The 22,859-nt window shown below is 44.8% G+C and carries 16 protein-coding genes, 1 tRNA gene and 1 pseudogene; 15 read left to right on the top strand and 3 right to left on the bottom strand.

Going from position 1 to position 22,859, the window contains the following annotated elements; genetic code table 11:
• Positions 1-42: 42 nt before the first annotated feature.
• Positions 43-1,218 (bottom strand): FecR family protein, encoded by a 1,176-nt coding sequence (locus tag R8806_RS10430; protein ID WP_124315582.1) that lies wholly within the window; start codon positions 1,216-1,218, stop codon positions 43-45.
• Positions 1,219-1,325: 107 nt separating this feature from the next.
• On the opposite strand from R8806_RS10430, the pseudogene R8806_RS10425 reads away from it, so the two are divergent.
• A pseudogene (locus tag R8806_RS10425) lies at positions 1,326-1,589 on the top strand (thioredoxin family protein); the annotation flags it as partial.
• A 667-nt stretch (positions 1,590-2,256) separates the two neighbouring features.
• Here R8806_RS10425 and R8806_RS10420 read toward each other — a convergent pair.
• Positions 2,257-2,333: transfer RNA gene (locus R8806_RS10420), tRNA-Asn, on the bottom strand.
• A gap of 163 nt (positions 2,334-2,496) precedes the next feature.
• Here R8806_RS10420 and R8806_RS10415 point away from each other — a divergent pair.
• The 9 genes from R8806_RS10415 (at position 2,497) to R8806_RS10375 (ending at position 14,975) form a co-directional block, all read left to right on the top strand.
• The gene (locus R8806_RS10415) at positions 2,497-2,829 is read left to right on the top strand and encodes a diguanylate cyclase (protein WP_124315583.1); all 333 of its coding nucleotides are present in this window, start codon (positions 2,497-2,499) and stop codon (positions 2,827-2,829) included.
• Between the two features lie 84 nt (positions 2,830-2,913).
• Positions 2,914-4,392: a catalase gene (locus R8806_RS10410; protein WP_124315584.1), complete on the top strand. Its 1,479-nt coding sequence runs from the start codon at positions 2,914-2,916 to the stop codon at positions 4,390-4,392.
• A 239-nt stretch (positions 4,393-4,631) separates the two neighbouring features.
• The gene (locus tag R8806_RS10405) at positions 4,632-5,207 is read left to right on the top strand and encodes an RNA polymerase sigma factor (protein WP_124315585.1); all 576 of its coding nucleotides are present in this window, start codon (positions 4,632-4,634) and stop codon (positions 5,205-5,207) included.
• Positions 5,208-5,301: 94 nt separating this feature from the next.
• Positions 5,302-6,405, top strand: a complete 1,104-nt coding sequence (locus tag R8806_RS10400) for a FecR family protein (protein WP_124315586.1) — start codon at positions 5,302-5,304, stop codon at positions 6,403-6,405.
• Positions 6,406-6,541: 136 nt separating this feature from the next.
• Entirely contained in the window at positions 6,542-9,829 is a 3,288-nt protein-coding gene (locus R8806_RS10395; protein ID WP_229782903.1) for a SusC/RagA family TonB-linked outer membrane protein, read from the top strand.
• A gap of 21 nt (positions 9,830-9,850) precedes the next feature.
• On the top strand, positions 9,851-11,284 hold the full coding sequence (locus R8806_RS10390) for a RagB/SusD family nutrient uptake outer membrane protein (RefSeq protein ID WP_124315588.1): 1,434 nt from the start codon (positions 9,851-9,853) through the stop codon (positions 11,282-11,284).
• Positions 11,285-11,296: 12 nt separating this feature from the next.
• A complete protein-coding gene (locus R8806_RS10385; protein WP_124315589.1) occupies positions 11,297-12,121 on the top strand; it encodes a DUF4843 domain-containing protein in 825 nt (274 codons plus the stop codon).
• Positions 12,122-12,133: 12 nt separating this feature from the next.
• Complete coding sequence (locus R8806_RS10380) at positions 12,134-13,612, top strand: PKD-like family lipoprotein (RefSeq protein ID WP_124315590.1); 1,479 nt, start codon at positions 12,134-12,136, stop codon at positions 13,610-13,612.
• A gap of 10 nt (positions 13,613-13,622) precedes the next feature.
• The gene (locus R8806_RS10375; RefSeq protein WP_124315591.1) at positions 13,623-14,975 is read left to right on the top strand and encodes a TlpA family protein disulfide reductase; all 1,353 of its coding nucleotides are present in this window, start codon (positions 13,623-13,625) and stop codon (positions 14,973-14,975) included.
• A gap of 41 nt (positions 14,976-15,016) precedes the next feature.
• Here R8806_RS10375 and R8806_RS10370 read toward each other — a convergent pair whose 3' ends face one another.
• The gene (locus R8806_RS10370) at positions 15,017-15,400 is read right to left on the bottom strand and encodes an MmcQ/YjbR family DNA-binding protein (RefSeq protein WP_124315592.1); all 384 of its coding nucleotides are present in this window, start codon (positions 15,398-15,400) and stop codon (positions 15,017-15,019) included.
• 165 nt (positions 15,401-15,565) lie between these two features.
• On the opposite strand from R8806_RS10370, the gene R8806_RS10365 reads away from it, so the two are divergent.
• From R8806_RS10365 to R8806_RS10345, 5 genes are all read left to right on the top strand, one after another.
• Entirely contained in the window at positions 15,566-16,621 is a 1,056-nt protein-coding gene (locus R8806_RS10365) for an efflux RND transporter periplasmic adaptor subunit (RefSeq protein ID WP_124315593.1), read from the top strand.
• A gap of 62 nt (positions 16,622-16,683) precedes the next feature.
• Entirely contained in the window at positions 16,684-19,722 is a 3,039-nt protein-coding gene (locus R8806_RS10360) for an efflux RND transporter permease subunit (RefSeq protein WP_124315594.1), read from the top strand.
• A complete protein-coding gene (locus tag R8806_RS10355) occupies positions 19,719-21,014 on the top strand; it encodes a TolC family protein (protein WP_124315595.1) in 1,296 nt (431 codons plus the stop codon). Before R8806_RS10360 ends, R8806_RS10355 begins: the two co-directional genes overlap by 4 nt.
• A gap of 36 nt (positions 21,015-21,050) precedes the next feature.
• Positions 21,051-22,082: a sensor histidine kinase gene (locus tag R8806_RS10350; protein WP_124315614.1), complete on the top strand. Its 1,032-nt coding sequence runs from the start codon at positions 21,051-21,053 to the stop codon at positions 22,080-22,082.
• The gene (locus R8806_RS10345; RefSeq protein ID WP_124315596.1) at positions 22,075-22,848 is read left to right on the top strand and encodes a LytR/AlgR family response regulator transcription factor; all 774 of its coding nucleotides are present in this window, start codon (positions 22,075-22,077) and stop codon (positions 22,846-22,848) included. The genes R8806_RS10350 and R8806_RS10345 overlap by 8 nt, the downstream gene beginning before the upstream one ends.
• Positions 22,849-22,859: the final 11 nt, after the last annotated feature.

Genomic DNA, 22,859 nt, shown 5'->3' with positions numbered 1-22,859 from the left:
AACCTCGATGCGTTATGTGTGGCCAACACGAACGCATCTTTTTTATTTTGCACTCGAAATATATAACACGTTATCAACTTGCGTGACATGGACGAGGTTGGTCTTTTGCAACATCGAAAGGATGGGTGTAGCATCCTCGTAACGGTTAAGGCTTGCTCCTATCCGTACCTCCCTTGCCTTGTTGTCCAAAAAGCGGCATTCAAAACCGTACCAATGAGACAGATAAGTCATGATCTTCTCCAAAGGCTCATTGTGGAATATGAACTTACCGGATTTCCACGCCGTGTATAATGACACTTCCACCTGTCGTACGTCTATACGTCCCTCGGCAAGCATACACACGGCCTGCTCTCCAGGATGAATTTCCCGTTTTGTTAGGCTGTCGGACACGGCAACCTTCCCCTCGACCAGTGTCGTCACCATCTCTTGCTCGCCTTCATAAGCCCGCACGTTAAAGGAAGTTCCCAATACCCGTACTTCCGCTCCCTCCGTCTCGACAATGAAAGGATGCATTGGATCTTTTGCCACCTCGAAATAGGCCTCGCCCGACAAACGAATGCGTCGTTCACACCCCTTGAAACTTGCCGGGAATGTCACTTGTGTCTCGGCATTCATGAAAATCCGAGTACCATCTGCCAGCACTAGCATGTATTCCCTGCCTGTCATTGTTTCCATTGTGTTCCATATTTCCTGTTCAACCACCGAATCCGAGGCTTCGTAAACCATACCTAGGGAATCCGTCGTGATCGAAGTGCCATCTTCTTCGTGTAATTGCAAGTGGGCATTCTGCGTGATGTCGATCGCCTTGCCGTTCCCTGTTGTCAAGCGGGCACCGGTCGTTCCGCTTGCAAGCACTCTTGGCAATGGACATTGTTCTTCGACCTCATCCTTGTTCAACCACAAGGATGAGACTACGGCCACGAGCAAAAGCACGACTGCGGCAGTGTACCGGACCATCCACAGACGCAACTTTTTCGATTTTCCCGTTTTATCCAAGAGGACTTTAACCCTCTGCCATCTCTCCTCGCTGGGAAACTTTGCAAGCATTTTTTCGTTATATTCGAAATTATCTTCATTGAGAATCTTGGTCGTAAACTTACTACGCCGTTCGTTTTCTTGAATCCAATTTCGCAACTCTCCAACGTCTTGTTCTGAGTGGGAACCGGTGAAAAGTGCCGCTAATAATTCTGCTATCCTAAAATTAAACTTATCGTTCATTTTTTCTTGCCTTTTACATATTTATAACAATTTCTCGGGCAAACAGGGGTAGTTGAGGTATCACTTTTTTCAAGGAAAATTTAATTTAGGCATAATTCTCTGAATGTGTGGTTATTGATTTTTGGGCGACATGGTGCGACCCTTGTATGTGCTTGATTCCGGAAATGGAGGAGATGGCGGAGAAGTACAAGGATCGGGTTTTATTCCTGAAAATCAATGCTGACAAGGAAAAAGAGTTATGCAGTATGTTTAACGTGGTGGCTCTACCGACCTTGTTTTTTATCCCGGTGGGCGGTAAACCGATCATTGAAACCGGGGCTACTCCCGAAAAGTATGAACAGATTATTCGGGAGCAATTGTTGAAGAAATGATTGGAAGGGTATAATAATCGTCGAATATTATTGGAAAACCAGTGTGTGGGGATCATCCTGCACGCTGGTTTTTATTGGAATAGAAAAATTGGGTATAATATTGGTTTTAAAGGGGTATTTCCAAGGTTGATCATGGGAATTGTCTGGTTGTTGGGCGACTGTTGGGTGACAGTTAGGCGCTGTCGCCCCATTGTCGCCGCCTTATCGCCCGATTATCGCCGCCATTTTAACAGGATATAAGGAAAAATAACATACACCGTGTTCTGGGGGTGGAATGCAATAATGAGGCAATAGATAAGCAATTGAGATCCTTTTTTCACTTTCAACCCGGTTTGAGGTGGGGAATCAGGTATGATTTACTTTTATTTGTTGCTAATAAATGTAGATTAATAGCCTTTAAAACAATAGTTTATCCTTCGAAAAAAGGTGACCACTTTTTTTAGAGAAGGTGACCACTTTGGTGACCAGTTGATAGCAAATGAAGTGTAAATGATAGCAAATATGGTATTTTAATACCTTGTCTGTCTGAATATGTCTATGATTTTGGATGAAGTAGTTAAGTCGTTTTTAAACAAGTGTTTATGTAATAGATAGCTTGAGCTTTTGCATGAAATTCGAAACTTGCGAGCATGAAAAAAGCCAGTATTTCTACTGGCTTTCAGCTTCTTGGCTCCTCAGGTAGGACTTGAACCTACGACCTACGGATTAACAGTCCGCCGCTCTAACCAACTGAGCTACTAAGGAATTTTCTCAAAAGCGATGCAAATATAGGGGTTTTCAGGAGAACTGCAAAATATTTGCAAGAAAATTTGAAGAAAAATGTGGATCATGGCTATTAATTCGTGAAAATGGGAGAGCGGCACGATGAAAAATTGTAGTTTTGTGGATCAATTAAAAAATGACAGCTATGGATTACATGAAAGAATTGAACGTGGCCATCACGGTTTGCGATAAAGAAGGTAAGATTCTTCAAATGAACGATAAATCCCAAAAAACGAATCACGGCGATCTTGTTGGGCAGAACGTGTTGGATTGTCACCCGGAGCCTGCCCGGACGAAGTTGGTGCAGTTGATGGAAGAACACGCCACGAATGCTTACACGATCGAGAAAAACGGCGTGAAAAAATTGATTTACCAGACCCCGTGGTACGAGAATGGCGAGTTTATGGGGTTGGTGGAATTTTCTTTGGAGATTCCTTTTGAAATGCCGCACTACATCCGTAAACCGAAAATGGAATAGAAATTTTGATTCGTTTGTAAAACTTTTTAATGGTTAATAAGGTATAATCGGGATATAGATGATAACGAATATACCTTATTAACCATGGAAAAGAAACAGAAACTTACCACCGAGGCCGGCGCTCCGGTCGGTGATAACCAAAACATCCAGACAGCGGGACCTCATGGGCCGGCTCTCTTGCAAAACGTTTGGCTGATCGAGAAATTGGCTCATTTTAACCGGGAGCGGATTCCGGAACGTATCGTGCATGCTAAGGGAAGCGGGGCGTTTGGTACGTTCACGGTGACGAACGATATAACCCGTTACACGAAAGCAAGTATTTTTGCCAAGGTTGGCAAGAAGACCGACGTGTTCATGCGTTTCTCCACGGTTGCCGGGGAGCGGGGTGCTGCCGACACGGAACGAGATGTCCGGGGATTTGCCATGAAATTCTATACTGACGAGGGAAACTGGGATCTGGTCGGGAATAACACGCCTGTTTTCTTTATCCGGGACCCCTTGAAGTTTCCCGATTTTATTCACACGCAAAAGCGGGATCCGAAGACGAACCTGAGGAGTAACACGGCGATGTGGGATTTCTGGAGCTTGTCTCCGGAGACGTTGCATCAGGTCATGATTCTGATGAGTGACCGGGGGATCCCCCAAGATTTCCGTCATATGCACGGTTTCGGAAGTCATACGTTTAGTTTTTATAACGAGTATGACGAACGTTGCTGGGTGAAATTCCATTTACGCTGTATGCAGGGAATCGCGAACTTCACGAACGAGGAGGCGGAAAAGATCGTGGCGAAAGACCGGGAACATTCCCAGCGGGATTTGTTCGAGAGTATCGAGAAGGGAGATTTCCCGAAATGGAAAATGTGCGTGCAGATCATGCCGGAAAAGGACGCGGAGACGTATCGTTTTAACCCGTTCGATTTGACAAAAGTGTGGAGCCATAAGGATTACCCGTTGATCGAGGTGGGAGTGATCGAGTTGAACCGGAATCCGGAAAATTACTTTGCCGACGTGGAGCAATCCGCTTTCAACCCGGCTAACGTGGTACCGGGAATCAGTTTTTCGCCGGACAAGATGTTGCAGGGACGTCTGTTTGCTTACGGGGATGCTCATCGCTATCGTCTGGGGATTAACGCGGATTCCATCCCGGTAAATGCGCCTCGTTGCCCGATGCACAATTACCACCGGGATGGTGCCATGCGAGTGGATGGTAACGGTGGCGGAGCGGTGAACTACGAGCCGAATAGTTTCGGCGGTCCGGTAGATAACCATGCTTATAATCAACCGCCTTTTGATATCCGGGGGATGGGCAGTCATTATCAACAAGATAAGGATTACTACACGCAACCGGGTGACTTGTATCGTTTGGTGCCGGAAGACGAGAAAATGCGGATACACACGAATGTAGCCACGGCGATGGAAGGGGTACCCGTGAATATAAAAGTGCGGGTGGCGGCACGCTTTTACCAAGCGGACGAACGTTGTGGTAAAGGGATTGCCGAGGCGGCAGGCTTGGACATGAAAGAGGTGCTTGCCGAGGTGAAACGCCAGCAACAAGAAGATTAATAATAATTTTTACTGACGGACGGCTGGGGGATACGTTGTGTGTTCTGGAATAATTAAAGGTTGAATTTCCCCAACTGTCCGTCTTTGATTGTGTCCTGTAGAAACGAGAGTGTGACGATTTTTGGGTGTTGCGTGTGTTATTATTGTTGTTATTTATGATTTTTTCGCTTTTTCGATATGGAATAAAAACCTTTTTTTGCATAACAGTGAGTTTGTATTGAAATAATGCCTATTGTCTTATGCCAGATGAGTTGATCCTTTTCGAAAAAATGCAACGGGGAGATACCTCCGCTTTGGAGTACTTTTTTCGAGAGTACACGGATATGTTGTATTATCGTGCGTTTGGTTTTGTAAAGGATAATTTGGTTGCGGAGGACATCGTGCAGGAGGTTTTCATTCGTTTCTGGCAATTGCGGAAAAATTTAAAGATAACGGATTCTGTTCCCGGCTATCTGTGTAAGGCCGTGGATCATCGTTGCCAAAATTATTTGGAGCATTTGAAAGTGAAGCATCATTACGAGGAAAGTCAGCGGTGGGAGATCATGGAGGAAGAAGTTCCGGAAGATGAAGAAGAGTTGAATATCATGCGGGAACGCTTGAACGTGTTTGTTGACTCGTTGCCGGAGAAGTGCCGGGAGATATTTATTCTGGCCTGTATTGAGGGGTTGAAGTATAAGGAAGTGGCGGAAAGATTGGATGTTTCTGTTAATACGGTCAAAACGCAATTAAAAAGTGCTTATAGTAAATTGCGGACCGAATTCAATGAAAAGGATTTGGAAATCATTGCATTACTTATTTTCTTAGGATATATGTGAAAAAAGATCCTTCTTTTTTCACCCTTTTTTTTCTGTTACCTGTCATTAGTGTGTTTGAAAGAATGCAATAAGAATGTAAAGACGGGTTTTGAAAATGGAGAAAGAACAGTTACATAAGAAGTTGGATGATTTCTTGTCGGGTAGTAACAAGGAAAAAGTGGATAAGGAATTATTCTCTCTACTGGTCCGTATGGATGAGTGCCGGAAAAAGGCCACTCCACCGGATAAGGATCGTATGTGGGAACAGGTTTGCCGGACGTTGAAACATTCTCGGAGAAGAGAGCTGGTGCGAAGATGGGTGGTGGCGGCAGCCATCGTGATGCCCCTGACTGTCGGTATCTGGTTTTATGGTCATCATTCCAACGAGGTCGTTCCGATGTCGGAGAACGTGGGAAAACGTCATCAAGTATCGCTTACCTTGAATGACGGGCGAGTGCTTCAGGTGCAACAATGGAGTGGCGATTCGGTAATTCAAGAGAGCGGAACCGGGATTTTGGTGAGTGCCGGGCAACAGATGATTTATCAGGCGGAGAACGTGCAGTTGGAGGAAGAGATCTTTAACACGTTGAGTGTTCCCCGTTCCACGGAGTATCAGGTGCAATTGTCCGACGGGACGCGGGTATGGTTGAATTCGGAATCGGAATTACGTTACCCGGTTGATTTTGTCGGTACGGAACGCAAGGTTTTCCTTAAAGGAGAGGCTTATTTCCAAGTGGCGAAAGATGCCACGAAACCTTTCCGGGTGATGGTGAACGATATGCAGGTGGAGGCTTTGGGAACCGAATTTAATATCAATGCTTATCGGGATGACGATTGTTTGCGTACGACTTTGGCTGAAGGGAAAGTTCGGGTGTCCTATCCGGATACTCGTCAGGAATGTATTCTTGTAGCGGGGGAACAGGCTGTTTTGAAGGAAGGGGTGATCACGACCGGACAAGTAAATGTTGATGATATTATTGCTTGGAAGAAGGGGCGTTTCGTGTTTAGCGATATGTCTTTAGAGGCTATTGCCCATCAATTGGAGCGCTGGTATGATGTGGAGATTCGTTTTGATGATACGGTGGCGAAATATTATCGCTTTACCGGGGTTATGAAACGATATAACGAGCTGGAACAGGTGTTGGGATTAATCGAGGAGACGACTAATGTCAGGTTCAAGGTGGAGGGACAACAGGTGAAAGTATTTCGTAATTTATAATATGAAAACGGTAACCGTTAGTGCGATTACCGTAAGTGTGTTTTAATCGGCCGGACACAAATTGCAGTAGGCGTCCGGTAATTGTTAAACCCATAACTACAAATGTATGAATTTTTTATTGAAAACATGGAGGTTTATGAAATTAACCGTTTTTTTAATCCTCTTTGGTGTTTTGAGATTAAGTGCCGACACTTATGCTCAAACGGATAGTATTAGTCTCGATCTAAGTAATGCAACTTGTAAAGAAGCGCTTGACGCGATAAAGAAACAGACGAAACTGGACTTTTTCTACAACAATCAAGAAATTAATGCCGTGGGGAAAGTTTCGGTTCGTTGCCAGAATGTTTCCTTGGATGAGGCTTTGCGGCAAGTCTTGGGAAAGAATTTCACGTTCCGGATTGTTGATAACACGGTTGTTATCCGTCCGCAAGAAACGAAACCGGACCCCGTGCAGCAACGGGTTGCGAAAGGGGTCGTTGTGGATGTTCAAGGATTACCTTTGCCGGGGGTGACCGTTTTACTGAAAGGTACGACGTTGGGAACTTCGACAGATATGGATGGAAAATTCACTCTTTCTTTTCCTAATACGGCCGGTACGGTTCTGCAATTTTCTTTCATCGGAATGAAAACGACTGAAGTGACATTCTCCGGGCAGGCGGAGCTAAAAATTGTGTTGGAAGAGGAAACTACCCAAATGGACGAGGTGGTGGTGACCGGTATTTTCGAACGTAAATCCGAAAGTTTTACCGGTTCCGCGACGACATATAAGAAAGAGGATTTGAAAATGATGGGATCGCAAAATATTTTGCAGAGTTTGAAAACGCTGGACCCTTCTTTTCATATTACCCCGAACAACGAGTTCGGTTCCGACCCGAACAAATTGCCCGATATTGATATTCGCGGTAAAACGAGTATTGTCAATCTGAAAGAGGATTATGCCGTTGACCCGAATCAACCCTTGTTTATCTTGGATGGTTTTGAAGTAGATTTACAGACGATTGTCGATTTGAACATGGAGCGGGTGGCTTCTGTTACAATTTTGAAAGATGCTGCCTCCACGGCAATTTACGGTTCTCGTGCCGCTAATGGAGTGGTGGTCGTTGAAACTAAGCGTCCTGCCCCGGGAACCTTGCGTCTGTCTTATAATGGAGATCTCACGGTTCAGATGCCGGATCTCAGCGACTACAATATGATGAATGCCGCGGAGAAGTTGGAATTTGAGTGGCTGACGGGCTATTACACGAAGACCTCGAATGAAGAATATCTGGTCGATCGAATGAATCTTTACAACCAGCGGTTGAAAAACGTGCAGAGCGGGGTGGATACTTATTGGTTGAGTGAACCAGTCAGGACGGGGTTTTCTCATAAGCACAATATGTATGTCGAAGGGGGAGATGATGCTATGTTGTATGGAGTCGGGTTGAGTTATAACGGAACGCAGGGGGTGATGAAACAATCCGGACGTGATGTTTTGAGTTTCAATATTGATTTGCGTTACCGGAAAGGTAAATTCAGTTTTGATAATAAATTCACGTTGGATTACACGGAAAGTCAGAATGCACCGCAAAGTTTTTCGGTGTATGTACAGACAAATCCCTATTACCCGAAAGATTACGAGGGTTCCGTACCGAAGTATCTAGAAGAGTCTTCCGTGGATGGAGGTTTTTGGTCGATTAAAGTAGAAAATCCTTTGTACAATGCCAGCTTGAATTATTTGGACGATGCGAAAGAGATCTCTTTTCGTAATAATTTCCAGATGGAATGGCGTCCCATGGATGGGATCATGGCACGGGGAAGAATCAGTCTGACGAAAGGTAATAATAAAAGCGAAAAGTTTAAGTCTCCTTTCCATACTGATTTTGACGAAACGGAAAAGACGGAACGGGGTTCTTACACGAAATCAACAACCGATCGCTGGGGATATGACGGGGACGTGACCGTGACGTATGGAAAATTGTTGGGGGATGTACATCAGGTGAATGCCGTGTTAGGATGGAACTTTTCTTCTACACGTTTGATCAATGATGCTTTTACGGCCATCGGTTTCCCGGATGATAACGTTCCGAATCCCGCTTTTGCCAACGAGTATGCCACGGAAAGTAAACCGTCGTATAGTGAATCGACTACCCGTAGCACGAGTATCTATCTGAACTTAAACTATGCTTACAACAATCGGTATCTGTTGGACGTGAATTATCGTAAAGACGGATCTTCGGTATTCGGGACGAATAAGCGCTTCACGGATAGTTGGTCTGTCGGGGTGGCTTGGAATATTCATAATGAGGCTTTTATCGGGGATTGGGTGAACTGGTTGAAATTGCGTTTTTCAGTTGGTAATCCGGGAAATCAGAACTTCTCTGCCTATAAGGCCTATACGACTTACGTGTATAATACGAACCTGCAAAATGCTTTCGGGATGGGAGCTAATGTTTCCGGTTTCGGGAATCCCGATCTGAAATGGCAGAAAACGATGGATTATAATTTGGGATTGGATTTGACTGTGTTGAATAATCGTTTGAAGATCAATACGGATGTCTATTGGAAAGATACAGACCCCATGTTGGTAACTACTTCAATTGCCTCTTCCACGGGGCGTGATTCTTATATCACGAATCTGGGAGCGCAGCGTACGAAAGGAGTTAGTTTCAATGTTGTCGGAACTGTTATGGAAAAGGCGGAGGATCGTCTTAACTGGTCATTCTCTTTGAACGGGCGGCACCAGAAACAGACGTATCGTAACATCGGCGCGAGTTTGGAATTGCTGAATGACGAGTTGAAATCTACTTCCTTGACACGTTACCGGGATGGAGGTAGCCCGACTGATATATGGGCGGTTCGTTCTGCCGGTATAGACCCTATGACAGGATCGGAGATTTACATTAAAAAGGACGGGAGTTATACTTTCGATTATGATATAAATGACGAGATGGTGGTGGGAAACACGGAACCTTTGCTGGAAGGTGTGTTCGGTACCAACCTCTATTATAAAGGTTTTTCTATTAGTGCTTATTTCCGTTACCGGATTGATGCCGACTATTTTAACACGGAATTATATAACCGCATTGAAAATCTGAAGACAACGGAAATGACCACTTATAATCAGGATAAGCGTGCCTTGTATGATCGTTGGCAAAAACCGGGGGATCATGCTCAATATAAGAAAATCACTTCAACGGTTAGTGATAATGAAACTGCCCCGATGACTTCCCGCTATGTTCAGAAAGAGAACACGCTTAGCGGTGAGTCCATATCTTTAGCCTATGAATTCGGGGAACAGAAATGGTTGAAAAAAGTGTTTTTAAAGAATATGACGATACGTGCCAATATGAATGATGTTTTCCGTTGCTCTACCATTAAGGCAGAGCGGGGTACTTCTTATCCATTTGCACGGACTGTTTCTTTTTCTGTGAACATGACATTTTAAGCACGAGTAAAAAATGAAATTATGAGAAAAACGATTATTATATTGACAATTCTGGCGGGAGGTTTATTCTTCGGGGGCTGTAATAGCTGGTTGGATGTGAAACCTTACGACTCGATGGCAGAAGATCAGCTTTATTCCACGGAGAACGGGATACAGCGAGCGTTGAACGGCTTGTATTTGAGTCTTGCATCGAATGACCTGTATGCGGAGAATTTGGGAGGTGGTGCTATTGATGTGTTGGGGCAACGGTATAAGTTGTCCAGCGGGCATACGTATTACGATTTAAATGAATATAATTACACGAATGACGGACCGAAGGGAACCTTTGAAGCGATTTGGAAGGCGGCTTATAAATTGATAGCGGATTGTAATGAGTTTCTGGAAAAGGTACCCGAACATCAAGATTTGATGTCACAAGCCAATTACAGAATGTCGATGGGAGAGGCTTTGGCTATTCGTACTTTGTTGCATTTTGATATGTTTCGAATTTTCGGGCCGGTGTACTCTGAGGCGAATAAGAAAGAATCCTCCATCCCTTATTACAATATGGTGACGGATGTCACGCAGCCTATTCTTCCGGCAGACGAGTTGGTTGAACATTTATTCGCGGATATTGATTCGGCTATCGTGCTTTTGTCTGAGGATGTGATTTTGACAGAGGGTATTGTCAAAGATGAAGATTTTTGGGATTATCGTAACCTGCGTTTGAATTATTATGCCGTGTGGGCGTTAAAAGCCCGTATGTGCTGGTATTTAGGAGATGAATATGCAGATGAAGCATACCGGATTGCAACAACCTTGTTGGAAGGCAAAGATCCGAAGACTAACGAGGCGAATAATTTTAATACGGCCTTTACTCCGGTTTCGCAAACAGTCGCGGTAAAAGATCGGGTTTTCTTCTGTGAGGAGTTATTTGCCTTACATAACATGAAACGTACGACTATGTATAAAGAGTTATTTAGTTCCGATTTGGAAGATGATAATATTTTATTGTCAACCGAGAGTTATATAAATAAACTTTATGATGAACCGAATGATTATCGTAAGCATTCTTGGGAGGTGGCTACCGGGCGGCAGACTTCCGGTTTGATGGTATTTGTGAAGTATGCAGAACAAACGGAAAATAGAAGTGATCCTTATTTATATGAAATTCAGTCAATGTTACGATTGAGCGAGCTTTACTTGATTGCCGCGGCGACAACAAATGATGATGCGGTGGCTTCTTCTTGGTTGGAGAAATTGCGTATGATTAGAGGGTATCAGTCAGGAATGGTGGGGACGGATGTTCAAACAACGTTACGGCAGGAGTGGGAGAAGGAATTTTATGGAGAAGGACAATATTATTACTACTTAAAACGTAATGGTATTACTTCTGTTTCCGGCCCTAATGGCTCCAAGAAACCCAATTATATTATTCCATTACCTGAGAGTGAAACTGATAACAGACGAGATTAAGAAGAATGGATTATGAAACAAATATTGATATTTTTAGGAATTGTTTTGCTTTGCTGGAGTTGTGAAGAAGACAAATTGGATTTGTATAAAGGTTCGGATAGCATTTATTTCTGTTACCCGAAGGTGACTTCTGGTGTGTCTAACGTGTATATGGATACAACGGTCTTTTCTTTTGCCATGTATAATGTGCCGGATACGATTGTTAGATTGTCTGTCAGGGCTTTAGGGGATATGGTTGACCGTGACCGTGCATTTAAGGTGAAAATTGAGAGTGCGACGGCTGTGGCCGGAACGAATTATGACGAGTTACAATCTGAGTATATCTTGCCTAAGGACAGCGTGTACGGGGAAATTCCTATTCATATTTACCGGGAAGGCTTGGGAGATGCTACGGTTTCTATCGAGTTGCGCTTGGTTTCCAATGAATATTTCCTGCAAAATATACCCCAGAAAATTGTGGACAAGGATACTATCGATGTTACTCGTCACGTGTTGATGTTTACGAGTAAACTAACTAAACCGTCCATGTGGATGGAATCTTTTTTGGGATATTTCTCTGAGGCAAAATTTAATTTCTTTAATCAGGAAATGGGATTTGAGGCTACCGATTGGTTTAGTTCGGATAATGAAATAAAAAGTAGTATTGGCAATAAAATATTAATAGCGAATGTTTATTTCGCCAATTACCTGAATGCGATTATAGAGGCCGGAGATCCGACGCAGATGCCTCAAGATCCGGAAAATACGAATGAAGCGGATAAGGGATACATGACGTTCCCCGGTGTGGAGATACCGGAAGATTGGCCTGTTGCATCTGAATTGAATACAAACAATTAAAGGAAGAAGTGTATGTTGAAATATATTTATATCGGGTTAATAAGTTTGTTGTTGGCAGGAGTACTGAATTCTTGCTATGAAGACAAAGGTAATTATAGTTATAATTGGGTGCAGGATATCGATTTGACAGAGGTATTGAAAGATACGACGGTTGGGCGTGGTCATGTGTTGTATCTTGAAGTCGACTTGAAAAAACAAGTTTTGGGAACGGAGGGTAAGACTGAGGTCGCTAATCCGGAGGATTATACTTTCGAATGGAAGGTTATCACGGGTGATGGAGATGTGGTGTTAAGTACTGAGAAAGATTTGAATGAGACGATAGACTTGGCGAGCGGGGTTAGTTATCAGGTAAATTATACGGTAACAGAAAAAAAGACAGGAGTATCTTGGATCACTGATTTTAAATTGAATGTGGTCGAGGAACTGAAAGGTGGATTTATCTTTATGACGGAAGATGCAGACCGTAAAGTTGATATTGAAATCTATGCAGATGATACGGAAGGAAATAAGGTTCATCGGACCGGTTTGTTGAGTGGTTCGGGATTCCCTTATTTGTCCGGAGGGGCAAATTCCATCGTTTATACAAACGTCAAGAATTGGGGCGGGAAAAGGCTATGGGTGGCTACCGGAGAGGCTACCGGTTGGTTGAATATGCCTGATTTTTCATGGGAAGAGAAGAATATGTTGCGTATGATTATGTTGACACCCCAGCCGGTTAGTTATACTATGAAGTCCATGTATTATTTGTCGAATCAATTTATGTATTTCTTTACCGGGGAGGGGAATGTGCATCTTTTGACTTCTAGGAGTATTCTTTCGGCTGATGTTACTTATGTGAATAATAAAAAATTCAAGGCTGCTCCTTATTATGGAGGTGCTAGTAGTAATGCGGCAATTTTATTTGATCAGGATCGGGGACGTTTTGTGTCCTATGCAATGAAGAGTGGTGGATTTGTTACAGAATCCTGTTATGACATGAATGACGAGTCGGCACTTCCGAATTCGGATTTGTTGTACATGCAACGGGTGACGAATGAGGGGACAGTAGCAATTGTGAAAGATGAGGATGGGAAATATCAGCGTTGTCAGTTTAGCATAGAAGAAAATCCGACGGGTACGTTCAAGGGACATTTGGATCAAATGGAAGAGTTGAAAGGTAATGCAGCCATGATCGAGGGGGCTGAATACACGGTTATTGATTGGATGAACGGTTTCTTGTATTTCTCTGTTGGTAATAAGCTATATACTTACCGAAAAGGAATTGATGAATGTGTAGAAGTTAATGTACCGGATGTGAGTTTTGATGCTATCGTTTCTTTGAATGTAGTTACGAGTGGTGATTATAGTTCGAATATTTTTGTTGCAACTTATAGCGAGGCGAATGGCGGAAAAGTGTATCGGCTTACTCCGGAGAGTACCGATAGCCGTAATTTGACCGTAGAGGAAGTGATTGACACGGAAGGTGCTGTAAAATGTATAACTTATTGGTAATATTATTGATATGAAAATAAAATTAGGATTGATTGTTTGTTTGCTGGTTTCTGGGGTGCTACACGCCCAGAAACCGGTAACTGTGGAATGTAGTGTCGGAGAAGGGGTAGGAACGACTATTCAGTTGTTCGGAGTGGATAAAGGAGAGAAAAAAGTGCTGGCAAGTGCTTCTTATAACCAAAATGGTTATTATGGTTTTAGTTTTATCCCGAAATACGAAGGTTTTTATGTCGTGGGGGATGGTAGGCTTTATGAATACCCGCTTTATCTGAAAGCGGGGGATGCCGTTTCACTTTTTATGGATAAAGATACGGTGTATCTGACGGGTAAACATAATACGGCTGAGAATAAGGTGTTGTATGAGTGGGTAAATCTTTCTAAACGGGTGTGTGAAAAATCGACATATTTCATGCGGGTACGTAATAGTACGTATGAAGATTTTTTCCCGGACTTTGAAGCCTTACTTGCAAAGACAGAACCGTTTTGCAAGAGTATTAAAACGAAAAATACTCGTTTCAACGAATTGATGAAATATTTTGTCGGCTGCGAGTTGGATCGGTTTGCATTGAATTTTATTTATACCCCGCGTTCCAAGCATCCTTCTAAAGAACAGCGTATCGCCTATTATAGTACCATTACGGATAAAAATAAGTTTACGGATGAGAGGGTTTTGGAAATGCCTGATGGAATGAAACTCTTGAAATCGTACATGATGTTTTATTGTTTGGAGAATGGGAAAAGAGGGGGAGAGTTACAGGAGGCTCTATCTGTCATCCCCAGTAAGAAATTGCAGGGTGAGTTGGTCGTGAATCAGGCGAAAGGTTTCGGGCGTTCTTATTTCGAATATTTGGAGTTTATGGAGGAAGCTAAAAAATATGTGGATGCCGAGCAATTGAAAGAGTTGGAAGCTAAGGCTTCTGCCCTCTACGAGGCCAAGAAGGGGGAGAAAGCAATAGATTTTGCCTATCCGGATGCCGAAGGTAATATGCACTCTTTGTCCGACTATAAGGGGAAAGTAGTCGTGGTTGATGTATGGGCAACTTGGTGTTCGCCTTGTCGGGGAGAATTACCGCACTTGAAGAAACTGGAGAAAGCGATGGAAGGTAAGGATGTTGTTTTTATCGGGGTATCTGTTGACGAGAAGAAGAATTACGAGAAATGGAAAAAATTCTTGGTAGATGAGCAATTGCCCGGGGTTCAATTGTTTGCCGATGGATGGAGTAAGATAACGAAAGATTATAAGATTACGGGTATTCCCCGCTTTATGGTTTTTGCCAAGGATGGCAGTATCGTGGAATCTCAAGCTCCACGTCCTTCCGATCCTTCTTTACAGAAAATGATCGAGAGTGAACTTCAGAAATAATTACAAGAATGGGACCCAGTTGCCGGGTCCCATTCTTGTAATTATTTCCCCCGATTGGATTCCGTGAGTGAAAACTCCGGGAAATTCTCTTTTACAAAGCTTTTCGGAAGTTTTTGGATAACTTCCCGGTACGAGTGTTCAATGAGTTCTTCAATGAACTTGTCGGACAGGGTGCCGTGCATATTTATCCCGTTCCAGTATTTCTTGTTGAAGTGGTAGGCAGAAGTGATCTCCGGGTATTTTTCCCGTAATTCGATGGCCCAGTCCGGGTCACATTTCACGGCAATCCATTCGAATGGCATGATGTCCGTGCAGCAAAACATTTTGTTGAAAACCTTAAAGACTAACGTGGTTTCGTCAAAAGGAAATTCTTCGGTCGTGTGAGGAAAAGAGAGGCATAGCTCCCGGAGTTCTACGATGTCCATAAAATTGATGTTATTTCCACAAAGATAGGAATTTTTGTTTATTCCGGTGGAGACTTCATCTTTTCTATTCCTGTTTCGGTTACGGATTTCCCGGCTTGGGGAAAATAAAGTCGGTTCGGTACGGCTCCCCCTGTTATTTTTGTTTCAGAACAAAAAAATATGAAAATGAAAACAACAGGGAATTTTGGAATATTACTATGTTTTTGCATGATGTTACTTTCATGTAAAGATGCTGAACAAAAGGACCGTCAACAGGGAATGGTGGTCCGAGTGACACAAGCTGTGAAGCCTTCCGAGGGAGATCAGAAAGAATTTTCTTTTATATCGAAGCCTTTCCGTACTTCGGAATTGTCCTTCCGGGTAGGAGGACCGATCAAGCGGTTTGAGGTGTATGCCGGAACGTATTATAAACGGGGAGAGGTGATCGCGGAGATCGATCCTCGTGATTTCCGAATCCGAAAGGAACGTATGGAGGCGCAATACAATCAGGCGAAGGCCGAATACGAGCGTATCGAAGTCCTTTACCGGAAAAATAACGTTTCAGCAAGTACGTTCGAGAAAGCCAAGGCGGAGTATATTTCGGCGAAGACCGCTTACGAGACAGCTATGAATGAGTTGAACGATACCCGATTGGTCGCTCCTTTCGATGGGTATGTGGGAGAGGTGTATATCGAGGAGTTTCAAGATGTGAAAGCCTCTCAACCTGTCATTTCCTTTGTTGATCTCGGCCAGTTGAAACTGGAGGCCTACGTGACACAGGAGATCGCTTTCGGACGAGGGAATGTCCGGGAGGTTGAACTGGAATTTGATGCCATGCCCGGTAAGACTTATAAGGCGAAGGTAGAAGAGATTTCTAAAAGTACGACCTCGAACAATTTGTCTTATCTGTTGACAGCTTTATTGCCGAATCGGGAAGAGCATCTTCCGGCAGGTATGTCCGGGAAACTATTCCTGCGCTCGGATGGCGCTTTGCAACAGGCGGGTGTGATTGTCCCGCAGAAGGCCGTCTGTCATCGCCCGGTGGTTGGCGATTATGTCTGGACGCTGAATGCCGATGGGAACCGGGTAAGCCGAAAAAACGTGACTTTAGGGACATTGTTGCCGGGAGGAGAGATCGCCGTTGTGGACGGGTTGGAAGCGGGAGAGACAATTGTCGTGAGCGGACTTCGTTTTTTGTCGGAGAATATGGCGGTGCAAGTGGCTGACGAGAAACGTATTTAATGGATTCGGTTCGTTATAGCCCTTTTTAAGGGAAGATATTACTCGCTAAAAAGAATGTTATCATGAAACTGGTTAAATATTTTTTACAGAAAAAGTCTCTGACCATCCTGTTGCTTTTGCTTGTGCTGTTAGGGGGATTGTTCGCTTACGTGAAAATGGGGAAACTGGAAGATGCCCCGTTCACGATCAAACAGGCTTTGGTGCTTACCCCTTATCCGGGAGCCTCTCCATCGGAAGTGCAGACGCAGGTGACCGACGTGTTGGAGGAATCCATACAGTCGTTGGGGGAGCTCTATTATTTGAAGACGGAGAATCGGGCCGGGCTGTCAAAAATCACGGTTTACGTGAAGAAAGAGATCCGGGCGGATGAGATGCAGCAACTTTGGGATAAACTCCGGAGAAAAGTGAGTGATGTACAGGGAAAACTACCGGCAGGAGCGGGGCCTTCTGTCGTGAATGATGATTTCGGGGATGTGCTGGGTGTTTTCTATGGGCTGACAGGAATGGGACATACCTACCGGGAACTGGAGGATCAGGCGAAGTTGATCAAGAATGAGATTCTTAAGGTGAAGGATGTTGCCAAGGTCGAGATATACGGGGTACAGACCCCGACGATTGATGTGAAAATCAGTCCTTCGGTGATGGCACTTAGCGGTATCACGACCGCGGATATTGCCCGTGCTTTCGAGGGACAGAATAAAGTGGTGGATGCCGGGGGGATAGATGTCGGGGAGAATCGGGTGCGTATCGAGTCAACCGGGAATTTCTATTCGTTGGATGACATTCGGAATCTGACCATTGTTTCTAAAGGCGGGGAGCATTTCCGGCTGGCGGATATTGCCGAAATCGAGGAAGCCTATCAGACTCCGGCTTCCAATATGATGCGTGTGAACGGGGAACCCGCTATTGGTATTGCTATTTCTACGGTTCCGAAGGGGAACGTGGTGGATATGGCCGATGCGGTAAAAGAAAAGATAGATTGGTTTACATCCGAGATGCCTGAAGGATATGCTCTTTCCTGCATTTATGATCAAGGGTACGAGTCTGCCGTGGCAAATCGGGGGTTCATTGTCAACCTAATCGTTTCCGTGCTGACTGTCGTGGCGATATTGCTCTTCTTTATCGGTTTTAAAAACGGGTTGTTAATTGGCAGTGGGTTGGTGTTTTCCATTTTCGCCACGTTGATCGTGATGTTTGCTGACGGGATTGCCTTGCAGCGTATGTCTTTGGCCGCGATTATCATTGCCATGGGTATGCTGGTGGATAATGCGATCGTGGTATCGGACTCCGCATTGGTGAATATGCAACGGGGGATGCGCAAGCGGATGGCCATTATGAGGGCTTGTTCTGCGACGGCTTTGCCATTATTAGCCGCAACGGTTATTGCTATCCTGACTTTTATGCCAATTTATTATTCACCGCATATTACGGGGGAATTGCTGTCTTCGATGGTTGTTGTGATCGGGGTGTCATTGATATTTAGTTGGGTATTTGCCCTCACGCAAACGCCGTTCTTCATACAGGAATTCGTGCGTCGTCCACGTCCGGACGAGTTGACGGCAGAGTTGTTTACTGGTAAATGGTATGATCGTTTCCGACGCTCGTTACGGGTGGTGATCCGTCATAAATATGTGGTGGTGGGTTGTCTTGTGGTTATGCTTTGCGTGTCGGCGTGGAGTTTCCGGTTTATCCCGAAAGTTTTCGTGCCTTCGTTGGATAAACAATATTTCACGGTCGATATGTGGTTGCCGGAAGGGACCCGTATTGAAGAAACTGACCGGGTGGCGGACGATATGGCTGATTATGTCAGCACTTATCACGAGATGGAGATGGTGTCGGCTTTTGTGGGGCGAACTCCACCACGATATTATTTATCGAACGTGTCATTCGGGCCCCAGTCCAATTATGCTCAATTATTGATAAAATGTAGAACATCGTCGGAATCCCGTCAGCTACATGCCGTGTTACAAGATTCTCTCCCGGCGAAATACCCAGAGGCGTTTATCAAGGTGAATAGTTTCGAATTGAGTCCGTTGAACGAGGCGTTGATTGAAGCTCGTTTTCTGGGACCGGACCCGGCGGTGTTGGATTCTTTGGTGGGTGTTGCCGTGGATATTATGCGTCGCAATCCGAAAGTGGCGGATGCCCGTAACGAGTGGGGAAGTATGGCGATGATGATTCGTCCGGTGTATGATCCCGTGAAGGCCGGGGCCTTGGGGATCACGAAGGCGGATATGATGCAGTCGGTGAAATCCATTCAAGACGGGTTGACGGTTGGCGTGTATCGGGATGACGAGAAGAAGGTACCCGTGTTGTTGAAATCTGCCGGGGTGAATATTACGAATGCCGAGGCTTTGGGTAATTTCTCCGTGTGGAATGGGGTGAATTCTGCCCCTCTGTCGCAAGTGACGGAACGGATTGAAACCACGTGGGAGTTCCCACAGGTACGGACGTACAATCGGCAGTTGTCCATGGCCGCCATGTGCGGGGTGAAACCGGGTACTACTATGGCGGAAGTACACGGGGAGATTCGGGCAGAAGTTGAGAAAATACAACTCCCTGAGGGATATACATTCTTTTGGGATGCTCAATTCAAGGATCAAAAGGAGGCCATACAGGCCATCGTGATGTATTTCCCGTTGGCATTCCTGTTGCTTGTTGTCATTCTGGTGGCCTTGTTCGGAAACTTCCGGCAACCAATCATTATTCTTTGCGTGTTACCTTTGTCACTGATTGGCGTGGCTGTCGGGATGTTGCTCACGGGATTTGATTTCGGGTTCTTCCCTATCGCGGGATGGCTGGGATTATTGGGTATGATTATTAAAAACGTGATTGTGTTGATTGATGAGATCAACGTGCAGCACGGGAACGGGGTGGACTTGTACACTTGTATCGTGGAGGCCACGGTTGTACGTACCCGTCCGGTTTTGATGGCTGCAACAACCACGATCTTCGGGATGGTTCCTTTGTTGTTTGATATTGCTTTCGGGGGGATGGCAGCCACGATTATTTTCGGGTTGACATTTGCCACGCTATTGACGCTGTTTGTTACCCCGGCTCTTTATGCTATATTTTATAATGTAAAAGAAAATCAACGATGAAAAAGATATTTGTATTAGGTTGTATGCTGGCGGGTGCGTTTACCGTGTCCGCCCAACAAAGCTCTCTTCTTGAGAAATACCGGAACATGGCTTTGGAATATAACCATGATCTCAAGGCTGCGGAAAAGAATATTTCGGTGAGTATGGAACTGGAGAAATCCGCCCGTGCCGATTTGAAGCCGAAAGTGGAGGCGGGAGGAAATTTTCAGTACACGGGAAATCCCATGGAACTATCGGTAGATGTGCCTTCGTTGGGACGTTCCGTGGGGTTTAAGGGAAAAAATATGAAATACGGGGTGTCGATGTCGCTCATGCAACCGCTTTATACCGGGGGATGGGTGCTTGAATCGATTCGGATGGCCCAGTCACGGCAAGCCGTGGCGGCACAACAGGCGGAGGTGGTGAAGAATGCCGTGTGTTACCAGACGGATATTCAGTATTGGAACACGGTGGCCCGGCAGGAGATCGTGGGCGTGGCCACGGATTTTCGAAATTCGATGTCCTCGTTGGTAAAAACGATCCGGGAGAGAGTGGATGCCGGGTTGGTGGACCCGCAGGATTTATTGATGGCGGAGGTGCAACTGAACGAGGCGGAGTACCGTCTGTTGCAAGCAAAGAGTAATTTCGAGACGGGGCGTATGGCTTTAAATTCGATTATCGGGTTGGAGTTGTCTAACCCGACCATGATAGAAGAGAATGTTCCTTTATTGCTGGTTGAGGATTCGGTTCTTCGGGGAAACGGGAGTAATCGGCCGGAGATCAGGATGGCCGAGGAACAGGTGAGGATGGCGGAAAGTGCGTTGCGATTGAATGATGCGCAGTATAAGCCACAGGTCTATGTCGGGGTTGACGGGAGTTATTCTTCTCCGGGGTATAATTTCCGCACGGATATGGACCCGAATTACGTGGCGTATGCGAAAGTATCCATCCCGGTGTTTGAGTGGGGAAAGCGGCGAAGTGAGAAGAGAGCTTCCCGGGGGCAAGTCGGTATGGCTTCCGATCAGTTGAACCGGGTGAAAGACAACGTGGCACTGGAAGTACAGACGGCACGGCTGAATTTGTTACAGGCACTGGAACAGGTGAAATTGACGGGAAATTCGTTGGAGAAGGCCAAAGAAAATGAGACGAAAGCGTTGGAGCGGTATGGGGAGGGAAAAACGTCTATATTGGAAGTGATCGATGCTCAGACCTATCGGGAGAATTCGCAACTTAATTACGTGCAGGCTAAAACGGAGGCGCAGAGCTATTATTCCGGGTTAATAAAAGCCTTGAACGCGTACGAATCTTTGTAAATTAGACTAACTTTGCTGAATAGATTGGAGTATAATATGACTAAGAAACTGGATATTTTGCTGTATGCCGGATTATTTTCCGGGTTGGGGGTATTTTCATATCTCCTGTTAGTGAGTTATTCCGGTTTTTCACCATTGGTACAGGAAGAGTTGTATTCTTTCGGGGCTTGTCTGTTCTGTATTCTTGCATTTAATATTTTAGGGTATTTCACAATGCGTATCAGCTCGTGGCTGAACGTGAGCTACGCTTTGAATATCCGGAGAAGGTGGAGGATCGTTGTGATTTACTTGTTGGTGATGTTGATGTTCTTTTTGCTGAACTATGGTTTACTAGTTTCGGCTAAGTTACTGGCGGGGGCATCGCGTCCTTTTACTTTCTATGCCGGGGGAAAGTTCGTACTGGTTCTCGTTTGGTTGGTGGAATTAGTTATCTTGGGGTTGTTGCTGGCTTTCAGGGCTATACGAGAGATGTTGCGGTTACAGCAACATACTGCGGCTTTGCAGGAAGAGAATAATACGGCGCGGTACGTGGCTTTGCAGAATCAAGTGAATCCGCATTTCCTGTTTAATAGTCTCAACACGCTGATTGCCGAGATCGAGTATAATCCTCGTAATGCCGTGGAGTTTACCCGGAATCTTTCGAATGTTTATCGTTACGTGTTGCAATGTCAGGATAAGACTCTTGTGACGTTGGGAGATGAACTAGATTTTCTGGATGCTTTCCTGTTTTTGCATAAAGTGAGATTGGGAGATTGTATTACCTGCGATATTGAAGTGCCGGATGATTGCCGGGAACGGATGGTGCCACCGCTGACGTTGCAATTGCTGGCGGAGAACGTGATCAAGCATAATTCGATTTCTGCCACTCATCCGATGAGGATTGCCATTTGGGTTGATGATAATTTTCTGGTAGTGAGTAATTTGGTTCACCCTAGGAAGGATGTCCAGTCTTCCGGAATCGGGCTTCAGAATCTGGCAAACCGCTGTAAGTTGATTACAGGTAAAGAGATAGAAATAGTTGATAAATTAGGTGCATTTACAGTAAAAATACCTTTTGCTGATGAATAATTTGAAAGTAGCCATTATTGAAGATGAGGTGCCGGCAGCCCGTTTGCTACACTCTATGCTCCGGCGATTGCGTCCCGCTTGGGAGGTTATGGTTTTGCCGGGGAGCGTGGAAGAGGCGGTGCAATGGTTTGCCGAGAACCCGCATCCGGATTTATTGTTTCTGGATATTCAGTTATCGGATGGAGATTCGTTCAGTTTTCTGACATCTGCTCGCCCTTCTTCCGTGATTATTTTTACCACGGCTTATGATCAGTACGCAATTCGGGCTTTCACGGTAAATAGTGTAGACTATATCCTGAAACCCGTGGATGAGAAACGTTTGCTTGAGGCGATCGTGAAATATGAAACACTGGTTGCTGCAAATACATCTCCGGAAAACGGTTACTTGGATGTTATCCTTGATAGTCTCCGGCATCGGGAGAAAGCCTATCGTACTCGCTTTCTCATTGCGGGAGGGGAACGTTTCCGTCCGTTGGAAGTGAGTGACGTGGCTTATTTCTATTCCGAGAATAAAATCACATTTGCGGTGACCTATACCGGGCAGGAACATATTGTTGACCTTTCTTTGAATAAGTTGGTGGAACAATTGGACCCAGATCTGTTCTTCCGAGCTAATCGACAAGTATTGCTTTGCGTGAAAGCTATTAGTCATGTGGAACCTTATTTTAACGGTCGAATTGTGGTTTTCGTGAAACCACCCTATAAATCACAGATTATTATTAGCGAGGAAAAGATTACAGCATTTAAGTTGTGGTTGAATTTTTGATGTAATACATT

It is taken from the genome of Butyricimonas faecihominis, assembly GCF_033096445.1.
GTDB lineage: Bacteria > Bacteroidota > Bacteroidia > Bacteroidales > Marinifilaceae > Butyricimonas > Butyricimonas faecihominis.
Note: the sequence above shows the minus strand (reverse complement) of the source record. Positions and strands in the feature narration are given on the sequence as shown.